The following is an 18,316-nucleotide window of genomic DNA, read 5'->3' as shown; positions in this document are numbered from 1 at the left end:
GATCGGGGATGACAACAATGGACATTATAGAACTGTCAAAGGGACTGGATACGATATGGGTCGTTTTGACGGCGGCGATGATTTTACTTATGGAGGGCGGCTTCGCTTTACTGGAAGCAGGCTTCGTAAGGCAGAAGAACGCTGTCAGTATTATTATGAAAGTATTCGTGGATATTGCATTCGGCGCACTCGTCTTTTACTTTATCGGCTTTGCATTTATGTACGGCAAGGACGCCGGCGGCCTTATCGGTACGACAGGCTTTCTAATGAATGGCGATCTATCGCATATCCAATTGAACATTTCCAATGAAACGTATTGGCTGTTCCAGTGCGCCTTTGTAATCGCAGTTATTTCTATCGTATCCGGCGCAGTCGCAGAGAGAATCAACTTTAGAGCTTATATTTTGCTGACTATCGCGATGACCGGCCTTATCTACCCGCTTGCGGGACATTGGGTCTGGTCAGGCAACGGATTTATCGGCAAACTAGGCATGATCGACTTCGCAGGCTCAGCCGTCATTCACGCGCTCGGAGGTTTCTCGGCGCTTGCCGCTGCGATCTTCATCGGCCCGCGTATCGGCAAATTCATGGCTGACGGCAAAGTCAATATCGTGCCTCCTTCCAATCTGCCGCTCGCCTCGGTTGGAGCGTTCATTCTTTGGTTTGGCTGGTTCGGCTTCAATGCAGGCAGTACGCTTAGCGCAACCAACACTGCAATCGGCCATATCGCCGTCACGACGATGCTGTCGGCTGCCGCCGGCGGGGCAACTTGTATCCTGTTCACGATGTTCCGCTACAAGAAGGCTGACCCGCCGATGGTCATTAACGGCTCGCTTGCAGGGCTTGTCGGCATTACAGCCGGCTGCGCATTCGTATCCGATGGCGCGGCAATCGGCATCGGCGCTGTCTGCGGCATCGCAATGGTGCTCGTAACGGAATGGCTGGAGAAGAAACAAATCGACGATCCCGTCGGCGCGTTCGCGGTTCATGGCATTAGCGGCAGTCTTGGCACAATCGCCGTCGGCTTGTTCGCAATGCCGGAGCTGACTGCGGGAATCGGCAAAGGCTATTACGGCCTGTTCTACGGCGGAGGCTGGAGCCTGCTAGGCGTACAAGCGCTTGGACTCGTTATTGTGTCGGTGTGGGGCTTCGTTATCACATGGGGCGTGTTATGGCTTATTCGCAAAATCATTCCCGTTCGCGTATCGAAGGACGAAGAATTGGTCGGTCTCGATGTCGGCATTCACGGCGTACCAGCCTACAGTCAGGAGCATGACTTCCTTGATGTCGATAAACTGAAAAGCAATTAAAAAAAAGAACCGTCGGATCGCATATACGATCTGACGGTTCTTCTTCTATATATGATGTTAATTAATCGATCATCTCAACTGCAAGCTCATCCGATACCGATACGATGTCATTCGCAGAAGCACGGCTTTGAATCGATCTTGCATTCTCAATCTCCAGCCTTAGGGCACGTACCTTCTCCATTGGCTTCTTCACGAAATGAATATATTCGACTGCCAAGTGATGATCCGGTTTCTTGCCGGATAGCAGCCTCTTGAGCGTAGACATGGATTGGTAGGCGCGATCCTCCATTAAGCGGCGCTTCTCGTAACGCTCGACCATTTGTTCGATTTCCGTAATTTCCTGTTCCTTCTTCGCTACGAAAGCGTCAATAAACGGAAATACTTCGCCCGCTTTATAATGATGTGACGTGCGGCTATAGGCCGTATGAATAATCGGATCTACCATGATAGTTCACCTGTCTTGTCATGTGATTATTACTTACATTGATAATCATACAACAAGTAAAGGCGGTTTGAAAACTGTTTTTTTGTCTGAATGTTGTCCATGTCAGCTATTTTTTGTGCAAGTTGAATATTCCTATAATGAAATATCGGCTCCTATGACGCCTATGATCTTAGCTCCATCCTTCACGATCGGAACGGATATGGTCAAGCATAGCTGCTTTGTAATCGCCGATACGTATATCTCCGATTGAAACGTCTGACCTGTAATGGCCCGCTTCCACCAATCACGTCCCTTTGCATTCAGCAAGCCTGCCTCCGGAAGGGAGAATAGGAACGATCCGTCATCCCGATTGGACCATATCGCTTCAATCTCCGGCTTCGAGCGAAGCAGCTCGGTCAGTCTTGCTTCGTGCTTCGCTTCGTCAAGCGATGCAAGCTCTTGATCGGCCGCCACGGCTCTTAGCCATTCCAGCAGCGACTGGACGTTGACTTTCACTGTCTTGTCCAATCGTTTAATGCCCACTTGATCGATCGCTTTCGTCAGATCGGCGGAAGAGCGCTGCAGGTTACGGCCGATACGGTTCAGCTTGCCAATCTGTTCACGCTGCTTCTTCGTCATCCGAAGCGTGCCGTCCACGCTTTGGAGCGTCTCATCAACAGAACCAACAACATCCTTCAGCATCAATGTCGTACCTGTCATATGTGCCGTCTGCTGACTGCTGGCCGCACTCGTCTGCTGCACAAGCTCATCTACTTCAATGATGCGCGAGAAAATAACGTCCATCCGTTCCTTGTTGACCGACATTTCGGCAACGCCTCGCTCAACGGACGCTTTCTCCAGTTCAACCGCGTCGACAACGAGCTTAACACCGCTCTCGATCTGTTCGACAAGCTCGGATGAGCGCTTAACAGCTTCTCCGCTTTGCTCGGCAAGTTTCTTGATCTGCTGGGCAACAACGGCGAACCCGCGTCCGTATTCGCCGGCATGGGCTGCTTCAATCGAAGCGTTCAGCGCCAGAAGCGAGGTCTGGGACACAATTTCTTGAATAAATTGGTTAATTTCATTTATGTATGAGGTCTGGTCGATCAACTGACGGATGTGCTGCTCCATATTCTGATTATGTGCGTTCAGATCGCTCATAACCTGATCGGTGCTTGTGAGGGAGCGGCATACCTCGATGACGACTTCCTTCGTTTCTTTACTCTTCTTGTTCAGATGTTCTGACGCTTCATTTATTTCCTCTGCCGCAGACGATACTTCTTGCAAGGCGGCGAATGTCTCCTCGATTCTGCTCATCGCGAGAGAACTCTTGGCGCGAAGCGACTGCTCTTGCACGGCGGACTGATCCGCAATATCAGTGAGATGGCCGATCGTTTGATCTACCTCGTCTACCGCTGCATTCAATTGGTCGGAAATGACGACCGATTCGTTCAACAGCTTCGTCATCCGTTCATGCTGTTCCCCGGCAGAAGCACCTTCTGCAGACGAGTTATTACGTGAAAACCAACGTGTGACAGCGCTCATGACAAATTTCCGCCCCTCTCAGCATCATAATACAAAAATTTCCTACATTATATACTAGCATTCGACAGGTGTAAAGCGCTTTCAGATGCACCTTCATATCATACGAAGAAGCCGCCATAGGAAAACCTATGGCGGCATTATCGCTTTGTATTGGTTGTTTCAGTTACGCGCTTATGTCGCTAACGTTACTTCTGCGCTTTTTGCTGCACAGCGTTCGATTGTTTGCCAGCCGCATTGGAATTGTTCTGATTGAACTCTTCAGCGAATTCGGCATTGTACTGGTTGTTCTGTGCTTTGTTGTTTTTGTTCTTTGCCATTGTATTCACCTCCCCGTCCATCAATAGTATGGCAAGTTTGTACCTTATTATTCGACCATTTCGTCACGATTCGAGGTATGTTTGAGGGATCGGCTTGCCGGCTTCAACCGCTTGATTGATTTGGTTTAACCATGATTGAGACAGCTTTCCCGACCCCCGTCTAAGCACCTGAACGTCGACCGTTCGCTTGCCCCATTGCTCGTATACTTCTTTGATCGTCTCGAAGTATAGATCGATTTTGTTACCCTTGATCGCCTTGCCCGTATCGGCTACAACGCCATAGCCGTACCCCGGAATATAAAGAAGCGTGCCAATCGGCAGAAACTTGGGGTCAGCGGCAATCGTAGACACTTGATCTCGCCTCACCTTGACGCCGGAATACGTAATACCGTATTGCGGATGACCCGGACGCTTGCCTGTCGATTCTACTCCGGCCGTGTAGCCTGTCGCTACGACCTTGACCGTATCCGGCTGCTCCTTCTGCTTCGTATATGCTTGGACTCTCGCCATTTGTTCTGCGCTCATATGCCGCGATGCGGCATCCCCTTCCGCTGAGACGCTAGCTGCAGCCGTCATATTCATAGCTACAGCAATGATCGCCATGTAGAGCAGTAACGGGATTGCTTTGATCCAATAGTAAAAGCTTGTTACCATCTGGGCTACTTCCTCCTCACAGAGAATAATGCCCAGACGGCACAAGCTTTATGCGTTATCGCTTTTGATTTGGCTTATTGGTGCTTCTCGGCGATCTGCTTCTGAAGCAGACCGATCAATTCTGCGACTGGCATAGCGCCGATGTCGCCTTCTCCGCGTTTGCGGACCGAAACCGCACCCGCTTGCATCTCGTTCTCGCCGACAACGAGCATGTACGGCGCTTTCTCAAGCTGTGCTTCGCGGATCTTGTAACCAAGCTTCTCGTTGCGGAGATCACTCTCTACGCGAATGCCGCTTGCTTGCAATTGTTCGGCAACGCTGCGCGCATATTCCTCATACGCTGTCGATACAGGAATGACCTTCGCTTGTACCGGCGAAAGCCACAGCGGCAATGCGCCGGCGAAGTTCTCAAGCAAGAACGCCGTCATACGCTCCATCGTACTAATAATGCCGCGGTGAATAACGACAGGGCGGTGCTTCTTGCCGTCGTCGCCAATATATTCAAGCTCAAAGCGCTCAGGAAGCAGGAAATCGAGCTGTGCAGTGGAGAGCGTCTCTTCCTTGCCAAGGGCCGTCTTGATCTGTACGTCGAGCTTCGGACCGTAGAACGCAGCCTCGCCTTCGGCCTCGAAGAATGGAAGATCGAGCTCCTCTACAACCTCGCGCAGCATACGTTGCGACATTTCCCACATCTCGTCGTTTTGGAAATACTTCTCCGTATCCTTCGGATCGCGGTACGACAAGCGGAAACGGTATTCCTTAATACCGAAATCCTCATACACTTTGCGAATTAAGTTAACGACACGAGCGAATTCTTCCTTGATTTGATCCGGACGACAGAAGATGTGTGCGTCATTCAGCGTCATGGCGCGAACACGGTGAAGACCTGTAAGCGCACCGGACATTTCGTAACGGTGCATCGTGCCGAGCTCCGCAATACGGACAGGCAGATCACGGTAGCTGCGCATATCGCTTTTGAATACCATCATATGATGCGGGCAGTTCATCGGACGAAGGACAAGTTCTTCGTTGTCCATAACCATTGTAGGGAACATATCCTCGCTGTAGTGCTCCCAGTGGCCGGACGTTTTGTACAGTTCCACGTTAGCCAGTACTGGCGTGTACACATGCTCATAGCCTAGACGCTCTTCCAGGTCAACGATATAACGCTCCATCGTTCTGCGAACCTTCGAGCCGTTCGGCAGCCATAGCGGCAGACCTTGACCGACTTCACGGGAGAATGTGAACATCTTCAGCTCGCGGCCGAGCTTGCGGTGGTCGCGCTTCTTCGCTTCCTCTAGGAAGTGAAGGTGCTCGTCAAGCTGCGCTTTCTTAGGGAATGCCGTTCCGTAAATACGCTGCAGCATCTTGTTCTTCGAATCCCCGCGCCAGTAAGCTCCTGCGACGCTAAGCAGCTTGAACGCTTTGATACGGCCAGTAGACGGCAGATGAGGTCCGCGGCACAAGTCGAAGAACTCGCCTTGATCGTACATGGTTATAACCGACTCTTCTGGCAGATCGCGAATGAGCTCGAGCTTCAGGTTGTCGCCAAGCTTCGTGAAGATATCCAGCGCTTCCGCTCTGCTTACAACGCGGCGGCGAATATCGAGATTTTGCTGGACGATCTTCTCCATTTCTTTCTCGATCTTCACAAGATCTTCGGGTGTAAGCGACTGCTCCATGTCAATATCATAATAGAAGCCGTCTTCGATGACGGGACCGATACCAAGCTTTACGGCTGTGTCGCCATAGATTCGCTTGATCGCTTGCGCCATTAGATGCGCCGTGCTGTGGCGATATACTTCAAGACCGTCAGCCGATTCTACGGTTACGATCTCTATCGCGCTGTCCGATTCGATCGGCGTGTAGACGTCTACTACCTTGCCGTTAATTTTACCTGCAATCGCATTTTTCTTAAGTCCGGAGCTAATCGAGCCCGCTACTTCTTCAACTGTGGTTCCGGCTTCGTACTCGCGTACCGCGCCATCCGGGAAAGTCACTTGAATTGCCATTATCCTTCATCCTCCTGTGTGTTCATCGACTATTGCTGCAGCGAGAGCGTCATTCATAGCGTTATTTGAACGCAAAAAAAGCACGCATCCCGCGAAGGGACGAGTGCTTGCATACCCGTGGTTCCACCCTACTTCGACTGCTTGCTATTGCTTCACCGCAGTCCTTGTAAATATCCGATAACGGGGATAACCGGTACAGCTTACTGCTTTGTGCTATTCGGACAAATCCGATAACGCTTCAGGTTCAACTGTACAGCTTCAAAGGGGTATATTGTCTTATGTTCGGAAGGAAATTGCAGCCGTCGTTTCCTCTCTCTGAGCCGAGCACCGTTAGCCAATACATGTCTTTGTCGTTGCTGTTCACATCGTATATGTGAACCATTATAGCGTTGTTGGCGCTATCGGTCAAGAAAATTAAGGCTGAACGAGCTCATCGAAGCTGCTGCTGCAGGAAGCGCATTTCACGCATACCGTTACTCTCGAGTCGAAGATCGTCTCAATCGTGCGTATCACCTGCATATCCGGCTGTCTCGTATGGATCGTAATATGCTTCGGCGATACGGAGATTAGCGAGCTTATAACCATGTCTTCAATATTCATCTCCGTCTCCAGCATCTCAGCTACGATTCGATCGGATGGCGGCTTCGGTTCAAGCGGTTGAAAAAACTCATTGTAGATCGAGAACTCATGTCCGCCTTTGTGAAGCAAATGCACATGCGGCACTTTCGTTTCTTGAAGAAACACGAAATACTTGAGCAGCGAGATGAACTCTTGATACTGCTTATCAAGCACGTATTCGTCGAGCGCATACTCGACCACCTCGGCAAGCTCCTTGCGATACAGCTCTAAGCGAAACGTTGCAAAACCAGCCAAATTTAGATGCGTATGTGTCTGCAAATACGATTCAATTTCTTCGGCTACTTTGTTTTTGCGCCGTTGCCGATCCGCATCCAGAAACTTCGTCCCAAGGCCGTCCCACTCTTTGCCGTGCAGCATTTCATGGCAATATTTCTCAATAACTGCTGGTTCGGCGTTCGGATTGTTCCGATATTTCTTGCGAATGATGGAGGCTAGTATGCCAGACTCCAGCTCATTCACCACATATTCGGCCAAAACGCTCGAGGTCGCCCTATAAACGCTCGGCCCATGCGACTGCAATTGAAAAGCCGGCAGTACGGCGTCGCAACGAATATCATGCCCGCTAGTCATCAGAAACTCAACTGCTGCGGCTGTTTGCGCGTTTGAGTCGATATGTAAAGCAACGACCGCTTGTTCTGTCATTGATTTGGCTAATTCGCCCGCCCTAGGCGGTGCGCTTGCAGACAACGATACAGTAAACAGCTCCATGAGCTCACCCCTTTCGTTCCTTATCAGTATATGGTCTCCCCTTGGGGGATATACGATGAAGAGATTGGAATAAGCTTGGGCATTCATGGTATCAAGACAATAAACATAAAGCGCCTGTCTGAGTTAATCCTATGAATAGGAAAAATCAGACAAGCGCTATCGTTAATGCTCATTTATCGCGTGCTAGTTCTGCATGACAAAGTCCGTTGCAGCATGCTCGGATTCTTCATACATCTTAATAATATTGTATTTCGTATCCCGTTGAGCAGGAATCTTGCCGGCTTCGCGGATCAACTTAAGAATAAGTTCAATATTGACCTTGTGCGTCGTGCCTGCGGCCGAGACAACGTTCTCCTCAATCATCGTGCTGCCGAAGTCATTGCAACCGTAAGACAACGAAAGCTTGCCCATATCCGGCCCCATCGTAACCCAAGACGATTGGAAGTTGTCGATATTGTCGAGCATAATCCGGCTAGCCGCAACAATACGGAGATACTCCTCCGGTTTTGCTTTCTCCAGCTTCAGATTCGTATTGTCCGGCTGGAACGGCCACGAGATGAAGGCCAGGAAGCCCTTCGAATCATATTTGTTCGCGATGCATTCATCCTGTGCGTCGCGAATGCGAAGCATGTGGAGAGCTCTCTCTTCAACCGTCTCACCTAATCCGTATACCATAGTAGCCGTTGTGTTCATGCCATGACGGTGAGCAGACTCCATAACGTCCATCCAATCCGTCCATGACCCTTTCAGACGGCTGATCTTGCGACGTGTTCTGTCATCGAGAATTTCCGCGCCGCCGCCCGGCAGCGAGTCCAACCCCGCTTCATGGATTTGCTTAATAACTTCATCTAGCGTCAAACCGTCCGATACTACCTTCATCTTCTGAATCTCCGCCGGCGAGAACGAATGCATCGTTATGTTCGGGAAGTGCTGCTTAATCTTGCGCAGCAGGTCCGTATAGTAAGTGAACGGCAAGTTCGGGTTTGTTCCGCCCTGCATCAATATTTCAGTGCCGCCAACGTCGACTGTTTCTTGAATTTTGCTCAGAATCAGCTCATCGTCCAGCACATAACCTTCCTTGGAACCCGGTGCGCGATAGAACGCGCAGAAGCGGCAATATACGTCGCACACATTCGTGTAATTGACGTTGCGGCCTACGACGAATGTCGTTATCGGCTCAGGATGCTTCCTCAACATAATTTGATTGGCTACATGCCCCATCTTCTCGATCTGATCCGATGCAAGCAGCTCCATTCCCTCTTCCAGCGTAATGCGTTCGCCGCGAAGCGATTTATCCAATATACGGTCCAACGTACTCATTCCGTAGACCTCCTTCATTCCGATCTAATTAGTCTTTCAATGAATAATCCTATCATAAACGCGTCGCTAAAGTAACCCATCACGAACGCATCAAATTGTCAATATTGAGAAGTATGGTGCTGAACACTACAAGGTTGTAAGAAGCGACCTACATTTGAATGGATTTTATCCAGTGAAAATGGTCTTGTAGACAGATTTAAAGCTTTTAAGTGGAAAACATCCACCCTAATCCGCCTATATTGCTCGTTTTCATCTCTTCAAGCTTATTAGACTGTAATTATTCCACTCAAACGGCAAACTACGAGCTACTCACCCCGTTGTGATTGGATGAAATCCAATCACAAATATGATGCGACAACAAACAGCAGCTTACCTTTTGAGGTAAGCTGCCGTTTTAGGTGCTAGTGATGCCAACGAGCCCGGCAAATTAAGCTCGGAGCGCTGCGTCTAGATCTGCAATCAGATCATCGATATCTTCGAGGCCTACCGAATAGCGCACGAGGCCGTCCGTAATGCCGCGCTCCAGTCGCACTTCACGAGGCATCGCCGCATGGGACATCATCGCCGGATAGGAGAGGATGCTTTCCACGGCGCCGAGACTTACCGCAACGAGCGGAATCCGCACGGCGTTAAGCAGTTTCTTCGCTTTGTCGCCGCTGCCTACGTCGAATGACACGACCGCTCCGTAGCCAAGCGATTGGCTTTCGTGAATCTCACGACCCGGATGGTCAGCTAGGCCTGGATAATACACGGCTTCGACAAGCGGATGATTCGAAAGCCATTCAGCCAGCTTACGTGTGCTTCGTTCGCTATGCTCCATACGTGCTTGCAATGTCTTCATACCGCGCATAAGCAGCCAAGACTCCTGCGCGCTAAGTACGGTTCCCATACCGTTCTGCAACGTCTTCAAGCGGCGGCCGAGGCCTTCGTCGGCTGTAACCGCAAGGCCAGCCAACACGTCGCTATGCCCGCTCAAGAACTTCGTCGCGCTATGCAGCACGATGTCGACGCCATGTTCGATTGGACGCTGGTGATACGGCGTCATGAACGTATTGTCGAGCATTGTCAGCAAGCCATGCTCCTTCGCCCAAGCCGTCGTCTCGGCGATATTCGTAATCTTAAGCGTTGGATTGGACGGCGTCTCCATGAATACCGCTTTCGTATTCGGCTTCAATGCCGACTTCACCGCTTCGAAGTCCGTCATGTCGACGAAGGTCGACTCGATTCCGAGACGGCTCAGTATCGTCGTCAACAGTCGGTAAGTGCCGCCGTATACATCTTCGGTTACGATGACATGCTCGCCTGCAGACAATAGTAGAAATGTCGTCGAAATCGCTGCCATGCCCGATGCGAATGCGAAACCATGCGTGCCGCCCTCAAGCAATGCTATATAATCCTCAAGCGCTTGACGGGTCGGATTACCCGATCTGCTGTAATCATATTGCGGCGGATTGAATATATCATGATGATGGAAAGTTGACGCTTGGAAGATCGGAACGCTGGATGCGCCCGTCTGTTCATCGATCTCAGCGCCGAAGTGAAGCAGCTTCGTCGCAAACTTGCGATTTTTGTTATTCTGTTCGCTCATGCTGTTACTGCCCCTCCTCGATCTCGATTTTTGCTGCAGCAAAGGCTTGCTCAAGATCAGCAATTAAGTCGTCCGAATGCTCAATGCCTACCGAGAAACGAAGAAGGCGATCGTCAACGCCAATCGCTTGGCGAATCTCAAGCGGAATATCGGCATGCGTCTGAACAGCCGGGTACGTCATTAGCGATTCGACACCGCCGAGGCTCTCAGCGAATGCAATCAGCTTAATATGACGCAAAATCGGCTCAATATAACGTGCATCCTTCACGCGGAAGGAGAAGATACCCGTGTTGCCAGACGATTGGCGGCTTTGAACATCGTGGCCGGGATGATGCTTAAGCGCCGGATAGTACACATCAGATACCGCTTCATGCTCTAGCAGGTAATTCGCTATTACAGTTGCGTTATGCTGATGGCGATCCATACGAAGCGCTAGCGTCTTCATACCGCGCATAAGCAGCCATGAATCCTGCGGCCCAAGAACCGCGCCGATCGAATTGTGCAGGAACGCGATTTGTTCGGAAAGCTCCTTGCCTTTCGTCACGATCAGACCGGCAAGCACGTCATTGTGACCGCCCAAATATTTGGTCGCGCTATGAATGACGACATCTGCGCCTAATTCAATCGGACGCTGGAAGTACGGCGTTAATAACGTATTGTCGACAATCGTAATCAAGCCTTTGGACTTCGCCCATGCGCATACGCGTTCAAGATCCGTAATCATCATCAACGGATTCGTCGGCGTCTCGATAATAACCGCCTTCGTATTCGGCTGCCACAACGCCGACATGCCGTCGATATCATTTGTGTCAACATAAGAAGCAGTAACGCCGAACCGGCTCATAATCCGTTCAAGCAGCCGGTATGTACCGCCATATAGATCTAGGGAGACGATCAGGTGATCGCCTTGGCTGAACAAAGCGAATATCGTCTGAAGAGCAGCCATGCCCGAGCTACAGGCAAATCCAGCATCTCCGGATTCGAGCTGCGCTGCTGCTTCTTCCAATACCGCTCTTGTCGGGTTCTTCGTACGGGTGTAGTCAAATCCCGTGCTTTGTCCGAGCTTCGGATGGCGGAACGCTGTTGATTGATAGACAGGGAAGCTTACTGCTCCCGTTACAGGCTCCTTGATTGAGCCGATTTGTGCCAAATGACTTTCGATTTTCATGCTTGATACGCACTCCCCTATTATTATTAAATACCGGCACCTAAATCGTACGGTGTTTGTTGATAAACGTAATAATTGAGCCAATTGGAGAATAGCAGGTTCGCATGCGCTCTCCATGTCGACAATGGTACATTGCTTGGATTATCTCCCGGGAAATAATTGACCGGTACGTCAATTTCTAGTCCTCTGGACTTATCCCTGTCGTATTCGTACTTCAGTGAAGCCGGATCGTATTCCGAATGGCCAGTTACGAAAATCTGTTTGCCATCGCGGGAGGCGACGATATAGACACCGGAATCAGCCGATTCCGATAAAATATCAAGCCGCTCGATCGCATCTATGTCTTCGCGGCGAACTTCCGTATGGCGCGATTGCGGTACGTAGAACAGCTCGTCGAAGCCGCGGAGCAGATTAACGTTGCGCTTATCGGTCTCAATCGAATGCGGGAAGACCCCGAACATTTTATTATCGAGATTGTATTTCGGCACGCCGTAATGATGGTAGAGTCCTGCTTGAGCAGCCCAACAGATATGGAAGGTCGAAGTGACGCGCTTCGTGCTCCAGTCCATGATTTCCTTAAGCTCTTCCCAATAATTGACGTCCTCGAACGGCATATGCTCAACCGGAGCTCCCGTTATGATGAGTCCATCGTAATATTCATGCGCGATTTCGTGGAACGTCTTATAAAACGATTCCAGATGCTCGGAGGATGTATTCTTAGACGTATGTGTCTTCGGATGCAGCAGCACCACTTCCACCTGAAGCGGCGTGTTGCCGATGAGGCGAAGCAATTGCGTCTCCGTCGTTTCCTTCGTAGGCATGAGGTTCAATATGGCAATGCGAAGCGGACGGATGTCTTGATGATAAGCGATGCTCTCGTCCATCACGAAAATATTCTCGTTGCTTAGTATTTCTTTTGCCGGCAAATGATCTGGAACTTTGATTGGCATGTCGCTCAACTCCTCTGTAGGTTGCTTTCTTCAACCGGAAAATGCAAAAAGACCCTTTCTGCTGTGAGAAAAGGCCTTATGGCTCGGTAAAGAAGCCGTCCGCCTCTCTCATCTCTCAGAAACATTACTGTTTCCGCAAGAATTAGCACCGTGCTTACGCCGGTTGCCGGGCTTCATCGGGCTAGTCCCTCCGCCTGCTCTTGATAAGAAAGTTGTCTATTCGATTGTCGCGATTTACTAATTATTTTCACTTTAATGCATTACGCGGACGGCGTCAAGATTTACGTTTTCGTATAAACACATTATAGGCGCAGAACGTTGTAATTATGCTTGTATGTAAAGCGAAAGCAGGAGTATACTAGACAAGAATTATGTCCTGTAATTCCACTAAAAGAAGGAGTGAATACGAACATGGACGGCGACCCGAAGCCCGAAATCGACCGAATACGGTTGCTGCCGGTTCTCTGCGACCCGCAGGCCTGTTGATAGCGATGACGCTTGCTCATTCGCGATGATGTCTAATCATCGCACGGCTCGCGGACATCGGGTTTAACCCTGCGCATCCGCCTATTGAGCCGGCAGTTCCTCTACCTTTATTGAAGGAGTGACTGCATATGAAAATACGTCTCGTGAACAATGGTGTATTTGCACCTATTGAAGACATTAATCAAACACTTTTACCGCCCAAAGAGGGTTTTTATTGGATTGACGCCGATGTTGAGGATTTGGCTGTCCTGCAGCCTTTATTCAACATGCATGATCTGGCTGTAGAGGATTGCCTCAGCGAAGAAGAGCAGCGTCCGAAGATCGAAATTTATGAAAGCCATTATTTTATCGTTATTAACAGCATCCGTTTCGACGATGAAGAAATTTTTCTGCGCGCGCTGAACATTTTTCTCGGCCGCCACTTTATTATTACCGTAACGAAGCAAAAAATTAACGAACTGCGTTCGCTGAAGCCCGTCCTATGGGAGCAGGAAGTCAGCAGCCCGGACTATTTCCTATATCATCTCGTCGATATTGTCGTCGACAACTATTTCCTCGTCGGTGATCGGATCGACGATCGGATCGAGTTGCTTGAAGAGAACATTCTGATGCATACGAAGAAATCGCATTTGAATGAAATTATCGGTCTGCGCGGCGAGATTCTCTGGCTTCGCAAAGTACTCGGTCCTCAGCGCGATGTCATTGCGACGCTTAACAAGAAAGACCTGAAGCTGATCGACGACCAGCTCCAAAAGTACTTTAGCGATATTTATGAGAATGCGTTGAAGATCGCGGAGTCTTTCGACACGTACCGCGATTTGATGGGCAACTTACGAGAAGCTTACCAGTCCAGCGTAGCCAACAGGGCCAATGAAATTATGCGCGTATTTACGGCGATTACAACCATATTCATGCCATTGACCTTCATCACGGGCATTTACGGGATGAACTTCGACTTCATTCCTGGTCTGCATTTGCGCTTCGGTTCCTATGTGCTGCTAGGTGTTATGCTTTTGCTCGGCATTTGCATGTTCTACATTTTCCGCAAAAAAGAATGGCTCTGAACTAAGCCGTACGGCTTACTGCTCAGACCGCGCTACTCAGGCTCCCCAGCCTGTAGAAGACGCGGTCTTTTTTTGCCGTTGAAGGATATTTCATTTATAATAGAAAGGTCGTTATTGAACAGCCTGTAACGACTAAGGAGGATTATCGTGAACATTAGCCAGCTTGAAACGCTCCTCACCATCTCCAAGACGATGAGCTTCCGCAAAGCGGGCGAGCTACTCAACCTCACGCAGCCTGCCGTATCCGCACAGATCAAGACCCTTGAGGATGAATTCAAAACCGTTCTAATCGATCGTAACCAGCCCGTTACCTTGACTGACCACGGTCAAGTTTTTTTGGAGCATGCCGAGCAAATTTTGTCGATTGTAGAGGAATTGAAACAGAAGCTTTCCGATCTGCATGCAACCCCGCAAGGTCATATCGTGCTCGGAACAACATCATCTATCGCGATTCAAATATTGCCGCGGGTATTATCTTATTTTCAAAACCAGTTTCCATTAATTAAGACGACTATTCATACGATGTCCTCAACGCAAGTCATGGCCAGTGTCGAGAACGGCTCGGTCGATATCGGCATTTCGTACTTATTCGAGAAAAATCCGAACATCCATTCCTCCGTTCTTTATTACGATACGTTCGAGCTTGTTGTGCCGCCCTCGCATCCCATGAGCAGTCTCACGCATACAACTGTCGATAAATTAAAGGACATACCGATGATTATGCTCGCGCCGGATACGCTTGGACGCCGATTCGTGGATCAAATTTTCCGCAAATACAACATTCAGCCGAATATCGTCATGGAAGTATCGAGCAGCGAGGAAATCAAAAGAATGGTCGAGATCAATCTAGGGGCGGCCGTCGTGTCAAAGCTTTCCATCGCCAATGAGCTTCGACTGGGCACACTAAAGATGATAAAGGTTACTGAGCTCGAAACAAGCCATCCCGTAGGCGTCGTCTACAAATCAGGACGTTACTTGAATACGGCGATGCGCCAGTTCATTAGCGACTTAAAAGGAATGCCGGAGCACCATTTCATCAGCTCCGAATAACATTCGAACGAATTGCACTCGTATGTATAGTTTTATTTATCTCGCCAGTTAGGAGCGATACTAGATGAAATTTGACCTTCACACGCATCATGTTAGATGCGGCCATGCGAATGGCACGATCGAAGACTACATTATTGCCGGCATGGAAGCTGGGCTTCAGGCGATCGGAATTTCCGATCACTCCCCTTACTTTTATCACGAGCAGGATCAACCATCGCCGGGAATCGCAATGGCTCGGAGCGATTTTGCCAACTACATAGAAGAAGTGCTTCGCTTGAAGCGCAAATATGAGGGTAAAATCGAAGTGTTGCTCGGGATGGAATCCGATTTCTATCCCGAACATGCGGACGTCTATCGGCAAGCATTTGCTAAAGTACCGTTCGATTATTTAATCGGGTCAGTGCATCAGGTCGGAGGTGTCAGCATTTTCAACCGCAATCGGTGGAAGGGACTGGACGAACGGCAGCATGTGGAGTCGAAGGAAGCCTATTACGATCTTATTAAGCACTCTGCGCTTAGCGGCATGTTCGATATATTGGGCCATATCGATGCGATGAAGGGTTATTATCCGGCCTTCTCGGATATTCCGGCGGCAGCTGCGATCGATAATACCCTCCGTACGATCGGAGAATGCGGCGTATCCATTGAAATCAATACGTCCGGTAGCACCAAAGATGTTGGCGGATGGTATCCTTCGGATGCGATATTAGAGAGGGCGCTCCACTTCGGCGTTAATGTCACATTCGGATCGGATGCCCACATCCCCAGCCGGGTAGGAGACGAACTTGAGCTCGTGCGTGCCAGGCTGAAGGAAATCGGCTTCAAGCATTGGGTGTTCTATCGGAAGCGCGAGCAGGTTATCGTGCCTCTATAAACAATCTGGACAAAAAAAGTGGACCTGCACGTCGCAGGTCCCAAGAGATATATTAAAAAAGGGGGTCTTGTTTATTATAATAGCCCCTTAATGTAATACGTTCATAACAGAACCATTTCAATTGTGTAACAAATTTAGGGGAGTTGGAACATCATGTGGCTCATCACGGCCATCAGCAGCGCCATATTGTTTGGACTAGCCGGCTGGTGGATGAAGGTATCCCAAATGCGCGGCGGTTCAACTGGTATGCTGTTGCTCGGCTTGTATGCAGCAGGCTCCCTCGGCTTCGGCATCCATTCAGCGATCGAAGGCAATATATCGATGCTTGGCAACCCTAAAGTATGGATCGCCGGAATCGTAATCGGCATCGGATCAGCACTTGGCAACTCTCTATTTATGAAAGCGCTCGAGTTCGGACCGGCCAGCCTTACATCGCCATTAACGAATATGAACATTATTTTGGTCGTTGCGCTTGGAACCTGGTGGTACAGCGAACCTCTGTCATCAACCGAAGCCATCGGTATAACGCTGCTGCTGCTCGCAGTCTTCTTCATCGCCCATAAGAGCAAAGAACCGTTAACGATATCGGAAAAGCGTTGGTTTTGGCTCGTCGGCATCGCGATCGTCATGTTTGCTATACGCAACGGCGGTCTGAAGGTGACCGAGGAGCTCGGATTGCCAAGCGCTCCCATTCTGTTCATTGCTTATATCTTGTCGATGCTACGGTTCATTCGACCGGTTGGCAAAAACATTTCACGCGAATCCGTTCGCACGGGTTTATGGTTCGGTTTAATCGCAGGCCTCTTCTCCTATGGCGGCCTTCAGCTTTATGCAGTCGCATTATCGACGGGGCAAGCTAATCTGGCAGCTCCCATCTTTGCCACCAATAGCCTTGTTGTAGCAGCAGGAGCTATTCTCGTATACAAAGAAAGGCTATCCATTATGCAATGGACAGCCTTCGTACTTACGTTGCTCGGTTTAATCGTTATTCGTTTATGACATAAGGTTAAGGCAGATCAATCAACATGATTCTGCTGTTCTCGGATGCAGTCAGGACAAGCTCCTGCTCATCCGTGATCCTCGCTGAATCTCTTCTTCCGAGCACGGTATCCCCATTCAGTAGAATGGAACCTTCTAATACGAACAGTAATCCTTTTCTCCCTTGCTCAAGCGAATAGGTATGACTGCTGCCTTCCTGCGGCTCAGCGAGGTAGATGGACATGTCCTGATGAATCCGGGCAATACTGCCCAGCTGCTGCTTCGTCTCATCCCCGCTCACGACAAGAGTCAGTCCCTCCTTCAGCCCCTCCGTATCGAACGACGTTGTTTCATAAGAAGGCTTCAGACCGGATATTTTCGGCAAAAACCACATTTGCAACAATTCAAGTGATTCATTCTCCGAACGATTATATTCCGAATGAAACAAGCCTGTACCCGCTGACATGCGCTGTATGCCGCCCCATGTCGTCTTTGCCGTGTTGCCGATGCTGTCTTTATGCTCCAAATGTCCTTTCAACACAATCGTTACGATCTCCATCTCTTGATGGGGATGCATCCCGAACCCTTTGGAAGGAGCGATCCAGTCGTCATTTAAAACACGCATCGGGCCGAACTGCATATTGTTCGGATCATAATAATCTGCGAATGAGAAGCTAAAGCTGGTACGCAGCCACCCGTGATCCGACTGATGTCTATCTTCCGCACGATGAATGTGCAACATATCAATCCCTTCCTTCCTTGCTATCTTATTATTGTATCAAAGCGTCGATCGAGTAGTCCCCAGCCCCTGTGAGCGCAACGCCTAGCAGCACTGCGATCAATACCAAGTTGTACTCGTATCCGTTGCTGGTCGACCACAGACCGTTAGCAGCATGTACTTTGATGATAGCAACCAGCATCGTTCCGATAAGGAGCGCCGCTCCCAGCCACGTAACAAGTCCTGTTGCAAACAACAACCCGCCAATTAATTCCGCCGCCCCTGCGCCTACTGCCATCAACACGCCTGGTTTCATGCCAATCGATTCGAGCCAACCTGCCGTCCCTTTAATTCCATAACCTCCGAACATCCCAAACAGCTTCTGTGCGCCATGACCTACCATCAACAAACCAATAATAACCCTAATAATTAATAACCCCGTATCCAACATTTCAATCTCACCCTTCATCCTGTTTTGTTTGTATCGCATGTGTTATGCTATGACACTTAT

General features: G+C 49.6%; 17 protein-coding genes and 1 riboswitch. Of the genes, 5 read left to right on the top strand and 12 right to left on the bottom strand.

Features of this window, described 5'->3' with window-relative positions; all coding sequences use genetic code 11:
- Nucleotides 1–17: 17 nt before the first annotated feature.
- Nucleotides 18–1,310, top strand: a complete 1,293-nt coding sequence (locus tag AC1DF0_RS11005; RefSeq protein WP_477573938.1) for an ammonium transporter — start codon at nt 18–20, stop codon at nt 1,308–1,310.
- Between the two features lie 61 nt (nt 1,311–1,371).
- Here AC1DF0_RS11005 and AC1DF0_RS11000 read toward each other — a convergent pair whose 3' ends face one another.
- The 10 genes from AC1DF0_RS11000 to metA all read right to left on the bottom strand — a co-directional run bounded on the left by AC1DF0_RS11000 (nt 1,372) and on the right by metA (nt 12,635).
- Nucleotides 1,372–1,755, bottom strand: coding sequence for a hypothetical protein (locus AC1DF0_RS11000; protein WP_475823532.1), 384 nt, complete (start codon nt 1,753–1,755; stop codon nt 1,372–1,374).
- Between the two features lie 132 nt (nt 1,756–1,887).
- Nucleotides 1,888–3,279 carry a methyl-accepting chemotaxis protein gene (locus tag AC1DF0_RS10995; RefSeq protein WP_442050323.1) on the bottom strand — a complete coding sequence of 464 codons (1,392 nt, stop codon included), beginning with the start codon at nt 3,277–3,279 and terminating at the stop codon, nt 1,888–1,890.
- A 185-nt stretch (nt 3,280–3,464) separates the two neighbouring features.
- Nucleotides 3,465–3,596, bottom strand: coding sequence for a hypothetical protein (locus AC1DF0_RS10990; RefSeq protein ID WP_442050322.1), 132 nt, complete (start codon nt 3,594–3,596; stop codon nt 3,465–3,467).
- A gap of 63 nt (nt 3,597–3,659) precedes the next feature.
- Nucleotides 3,660–4,250, bottom strand: coding sequence for a 3D domain-containing protein (locus tag AC1DF0_RS10985; protein ID WP_442050321.1), 591 nt, complete (start codon nt 4,248–4,250; stop codon nt 3,660–3,662).
- 74 nt (nt 4,251–4,324) lie between these two features.
- Nucleotides 4,325–6,262 (bottom strand): threonine--tRNA ligase, encoded by a 1,938-nt coding sequence (thrS, locus tag AC1DF0_RS10980; protein ID WP_442050320.1) that lies wholly within the window; start codon nt 6,260–6,262, stop codon nt 4,325–4,327.
- 414 nt (nt 6,263–6,676) lie between these two features.
- Nucleotides 6,677–7,609, bottom strand: a complete 933-nt coding sequence (locus tag AC1DF0_RS10975; RefSeq protein WP_477573937.1) for a putative sporulation protein YtxC — start codon at nt 7,607–7,609, stop codon at nt 6,677–6,679.
- Nucleotides 7,610–7,792: 183 nt separating this feature from the next.
- Nucleotides 7,793–8,929, bottom strand: a complete 1,137-nt coding sequence (mqnC, locus tag AC1DF0_RS10970; protein WP_477573936.1) for a cyclic dehypoxanthinyl futalosine synthase — start codon at nt 8,927–8,929, stop codon at nt 7,793–7,795.
- Nucleotides 8,930–9,356: 427 nt separating this feature from the next.
- Nucleotides 9,357–10,517 carry an aminotransferase class I/II-fold pyridoxal phosphate-dependent enzyme gene (locus AC1DF0_RS10965; RefSeq protein WP_477573935.1) on the bottom strand — a complete coding sequence of 387 codons (1,161 nt, stop codon included), beginning with the start codon at nt 10,515–10,517 and terminating at the stop codon, nt 9,357–9,359.
- 4 nt (nt 10,518–10,521) lie between these two features.
- Nucleotides 10,522–11,685, bottom strand: a complete 1,164-nt coding sequence (locus AC1DF0_RS10960; RefSeq protein ID WP_477573934.1) for an aminotransferase class I/II-fold pyridoxal phosphate-dependent enzyme — start codon at nt 11,683–11,685, stop codon at nt 10,522–10,524.
- A 26-nt stretch (nt 11,686–11,711) separates the two neighbouring features.
- Nucleotides 11,712–12,635: a homoserine O-acetyltransferase MetA gene (gene metA, locus AC1DF0_RS10955; RefSeq protein ID WP_442050315.1), complete on the bottom strand. Its 924-nt coding sequence runs from the start codon at nt 12,633–12,635 to the stop codon at nt 11,712–11,714.
- Between the two features lie 105 nt (nt 12,636–12,740).
- A riboswitch (SAM riboswitch) is annotated at nt 12,741–12,845 on the bottom strand.
- Between the two features lie 404 nt (nt 12,846–13,249).
- Between metA and corA the strand changes: the two genes are divergently transcribed.
- The 4 genes from corA to AC1DF0_RS10935 all read left to right on the top strand — a co-directional run bounded on the left by corA (nt 13,250) and on the right by AC1DF0_RS10935 (nt 17,108).
- On the top strand, nt 13,250–14,185 hold the full coding sequence (gene corA / locus AC1DF0_RS10950; RefSeq protein WP_337098037.1) for a magnesium/cobalt transporter CorA: 936 nt from the start codon (nt 13,250–13,252) through the stop codon (nt 14,183–14,185).
- Nucleotides 14,186–14,332: 147 nt separating this feature from the next.
- Nucleotides 14,333–15,235 carry a LysR family transcriptional regulator gene (locus AC1DF0_RS10945; protein WP_442050314.1) on the top strand — a complete coding sequence of 301 codons (903 nt, stop codon included), beginning with the start codon at nt 14,333–14,335 and terminating at the stop codon, nt 15,233–15,235.
- Between the two features lie 64 nt (nt 15,236–15,299).
- Entirely contained in the window at nt 15,300–16,109 is an 810-nt protein-coding gene (locus AC1DF0_RS10940; protein ID WP_477573933.1) for a histidinol-phosphatase, read from the top strand.
- Between the two features lie 153 nt (nt 16,110–16,262).
- On the top strand, nt 16,263–17,108 hold the full coding sequence (locus AC1DF0_RS10935) for an EamA family transporter (protein ID WP_477573932.1): 846 nt from the start codon (nt 16,263–16,265) through the stop codon (nt 17,106–17,108).
- 7 nt (nt 17,109–17,115) lie between these two features.
- Here the strand turns inward: AC1DF0_RS10935 and AC1DF0_RS10930 are convergent, their stop codons facing one another.
- Together AC1DF0_RS10930 and AC1DF0_RS10925 are read right to left on the bottom strand one after the other, a co-directional pair.
- Nucleotides 17,116–17,829 carry a pirin family protein gene (locus AC1DF0_RS10930; RefSeq protein ID WP_442050311.1) on the bottom strand — a complete coding sequence of 238 codons (714 nt, stop codon included), beginning with the start codon at nt 17,827–17,829 and terminating at the stop codon, nt 17,116–17,118.
- Between the two features lie 28 nt (nt 17,830–17,857).
- The gene (locus AC1DF0_RS10925) at nt 17,858–18,256 is read right to left on the bottom strand and encodes a DoxX family protein (RefSeq protein ID WP_477573931.1); all 399 of its coding nucleotides are present in this window, start codon (nt 18,254–18,256) and stop codon (nt 17,858–17,860) included.
- Nucleotides 18,257–18,316: the final 60 nt, after the last annotated feature.

This window comes from Paenibacillus sp. 05T425 (assembly GCF_056396205.1).
Note: the sequence above shows the minus strand (reverse complement) of the source record. Positions and strands in the feature narration are given on the sequence as shown.

Bases quoted from the DNA above. Each gene is read 5' to 3' on its own strand.
- AC1DF0_RS11005 (WP_477573938.1), top strand. From the start codon at position 18: ATGGACATTATAGAACTGTCAAAGGGACTGGATACGATATGGGTCGTT.
- AC1DF0_RS11000 (WP_475823532.1), bottom strand. From the start codon at position 1,755: ATGGTAGATCCGATTATTCATACGGCCTATAGCCGCACGTCACATCAT.
- AC1DF0_RS10995 (WP_442050323.1), bottom strand. From the start codon at position 3,279: ATGAGCGCTGTCACACGTTGGTTTTCACGTAATAACTCGTCTGCAGAA.
- AC1DF0_RS10990 (WP_442050322.1), bottom strand. From the start codon at position 3,596: ATGGCAAAGAACAAAAACAACAAAGCACAGAACAACCAGTACAATGCC.
- AC1DF0_RS10985 (WP_442050321.1), bottom strand. From the start codon at position 4,250: ATGGTAACAAGCTTTTACTATTGGATCAAAGCAATCCCGTTACTGCTC.
- thrS (WP_442050320.1), bottom strand. From the start codon at position 6,262: ATGGCAATTCAAGTGACTTTCCCGGATGGCGCGGTACGCGAGTACGAA.
- AC1DF0_RS10975 (WP_477573937.1), bottom strand. From the start codon at position 7,609: ATGGAGCTGTTTACTGTATCGTTGTCTGCAAGCGCACCGCCTAGGGCG.
- mqnC (WP_477573936.1), bottom strand. From the start codon at position 8,929: ATGAGTACGTTGGACCGTATATTGGATAAATCGCTTCGCGGCGAACGC.
- AC1DF0_RS10965 (WP_477573935.1), bottom strand. From the start codon at position 10,517: ATGAGCGAACAGAATAACAAAAATCGCAAGTTTGCGACGAAGCTGCTT.
- AC1DF0_RS10960 (WP_477573934.1), bottom strand. From the start codon at position 11,685: ATGAAAATCGAAAGTCATTTGGCACAAATCGGCTCAATCAAGGAGCCT.
- metA (WP_442050315.1), bottom strand. From the start codon at position 12,635: ATGCCAATCAAAGTTCCAGATCATTTGCCGGCAAAAGAAATACTAAGC.
- corA (WP_337098037.1), top strand. From the start codon at position 13,250: ATGAAAATACGTCTCGTGAACAATGGTGTATTTGCACCTATTGAAGAC.
- AC1DF0_RS10940 (WP_477573933.1), top strand. From the start codon at position 15,300: ATGAAATTTGACCTTCACACGCATCATGTTAGATGCGGCCATGCGAAT.
- AC1DF0_RS10935 (WP_477573932.1), top strand. From the start codon at position 16,263: ATGTGGCTCATCACGGCCATCAGCAGCGCCATATTGTTTGGACTAGCC.
- AC1DF0_RS10930 (WP_442050311.1), bottom strand. From the start codon at position 17,829: ATGTTGCACATTCATCGTGCGGAAGATAGACATCAGTCGGATCACGGG.
- AC1DF0_RS10925 (WP_477573931.1), bottom strand. From the start codon at position 18,256: ATGTTGGATACGGGGTTATTAATTATTAGGGTTATTATTGGTTTGTTG.